This is a genomic window from Bacteroides sp. 43_46 (genome assembly GCF_001915455.1).
Lineage (GTDB): Bacteria > Bacteroidota > Bacteroidia > Bacteroidales > Bacteroidaceae > Bacteroides > Bacteroides caccae.
The window spans coordinates 17,998-20,579 of record NZ_MNQN01000056.1; the positions used below are offsets into that span (position 1 = coordinate 17,998).

Consider the following 2,582-nt stretch of genomic DNA (forward strand, 5'->3'; position numbering starts at 1 on the left):
TTTTCTTTTTCCACCTCCACACTGTTCAACTCCATCTCATTGTCACGGATGGCTGTATGGAACAAGCTAGTGGCAACCTGGACGGGTTTCAGAGTTTCCTCCACCAATGTGGCAGCAAAAAGAACAACCTTTTCATTCTTCGGAAGTATAAGGCTGGCAGCACCTGCCGGAATATCAACACCGAACTTGAACATATAGGTAAACTCATAGGCCTCATCGGCTGTAGGAGAGTGGCGGTGAGTTCCCACATAAGCCACTTCGGCATCCTTCAGATAACCTTTGGTATGTCCCGAATGTCCCCACTGTCCGACAAATCCGGTATAGGAAGGTACAATGACCTCACTCTTGTTCCCTCCGCACCGGAAAGTGGCGGCATAGTCCCCGTCCGTAGCGGCAGCCAGAAAATACAGTTTATTATACTTTTTACCTTCCGGTAGAACAATAGTATCACCATTGCACGTCATTCCGTTGGCGGCATCTTTCTCGCCGAGCTGGAAAGGAATCCCGTTTACAGTCAGGGATTCGGGCAACAGTTCTGCCGCAAACGAATAACCCGACTCAAAATCAGCTTCACCGCGGAACTCGTTGAATGAGGAACATTTACAGTTATAGGACAACGGTAAAGAGGCATACTGCAATTGATAAGCGTCCTCGCCCGATGACTTCAAACGTACCTTGAATGTCTTTATAGAATAAGGCTTTATACTTACAGACAGCCCGTTTCCACTGAATTCGGCCGAACCGATACTCTTTTCAGTGCCATCCGCTTCGTAGGCACTGGCAATTTCGCCTGCAAAAGAAAGTACCGCATCCTGCACCTTCTCACCGCCTATCTCATAGACACGCACTACATACTCATCCGAGTTCTCGGCTTTCTTCAATGCCTTGATAATGACATTGCGGTTATTGGAAGAGACGAAAGAGAACTCCTTACCCAATGTACCCCTATGTTTATCGGTACGGAAAGCTTTCAGCTTCTGGTTCAATATCTCCGCCTTCTCTATGGTGACAGCCTTGTCAAGTCCACCGGCATGACCCACCAGACTGTATGTAAAGCAATGATGCCCGAAGTCCTGGCGGTTCTGGTAAGCATAATCCTTGTCTGTTTCGGGGGTATGCAGCAGGGTCAGGCGGAGGGTGTTGTCGTCCGGCTTGTCCCAGCCGTATTTGCTGTCATTCAAGACAGATATGCCATAGTTTCCACTACGGTCAGTCAAATCGGCCCAATACTGTGCATAGACTTCGTAGGCAGTCTCCGTATTGTTGCCCCGCCTCACACTTCCAAGTCCCAAATCGTAGGTGGCTTCCGTATTTGCCATGTTCAAAGGAAATTCGGCCTTCAATAAAGCATTGGACAACTGCCAGTCCACCTCATTGTAAAAGTCTATGCGGTCGGCACGGCTACCCTCATACAAACGGATGTACTGCTTGAAGAGTGACTCTCCATAACGTTTCTCGATGCAGAGTGACTTGCGCAGCTCACCATCCTCCACCAGTGTCATCTTCACATCCTCTGTGATGGAAACCGGTTCCCGGTCTATAGTCTCCTTCAAGATCTCCCAAGCAGGCCACATGTAGGACTTGTTCTGCGTGAAGAGTGCCAGACGAATGGATTTACCGGGTTTCACCAGCTCCTTGCCGTTCTTCTTGTCAAACAACGAAACGATATCACCCTTTGTATCCAGCGTTATCTTATAAATGGAATTCTCCAATGCATTGGAATCCACAGATACCCGGGTGTCAGCCGACGGACCAGAAGTACGGACATCATATACCGCATAACCGGTAGCGGGCACAATAGCCTCTATCAAGAGTCTGGCTTTACCGTCAGCATAGGACAGCAATTGGGCGGCCACTTTCCGGCCATTCATATCATATACGGTAATCCCTTTCGGTTTCTTTGGCAAGGCAAGTTCCACCTCTGCCATATCGGCAACCTGGAATCCAAGCGCATTGTAAAGCACCACCGGTATCCCTTTCACCCTGGTATCCATCTTTCTTGCCACAGCGTCAATGGAGGAAGTAAGAATACCGGAGAACTGCTTGAGGGAAATCAACTCGTCATTCCATGAGAATTCATAAGCCCGCGGTATACTTGTTCCCGTAAGGTCATCATGGAACTGATGGAAAATGAAACGCTGCCAGTTCTCAGTCAATGCAGCTCCGGGATAGGAAGCCTGGTTCAGCCATTCGGCTACAACGGAAGAGCGTTCCGCTGCATCCCCCAAAAGCTCATTCTGACGGTTGTACAGCTTCATGGCAGCCTGGGAAGTATAACATCCGGTACCGTGAACATCCATCAACAGTTCACCGTTGAACTTGGGCAGTTCCGGATGGCTTGCGTAAGGCTGGAAGTCTTTATATATCCGGTCACTCGTGGCACTGACAATCTGCAACGGACCATTGCCTTGCAGGCCTTTCTCTACGGCACGTACAGACTCCAATGTAGGTGAACCACCTATGTCTCCCGTACCGTAATAGCGGTAGACCATGTGAAGCGGAGAGTGGCCGGTCAATTCCAACAAGTCCTTGTTTTCCGACAGGTCCCCGTCCTCAAAACGTTGGTTATAATCATATCCATG

At 49.2% G+C, this 2,582-nt stretch carries 1 protein-coding gene; it reads right to left on the reverse strand.

Annotated features, from left to right (window positions below; genetic code table 11):
• The coding region (locus tag BHV72_RS05815) for a beta-sandwich domain-containing protein (RefSeq protein WP_286855115.1) at positions 1–2,582 on the reverse strand (2,582 nt) is incomplete at both ends.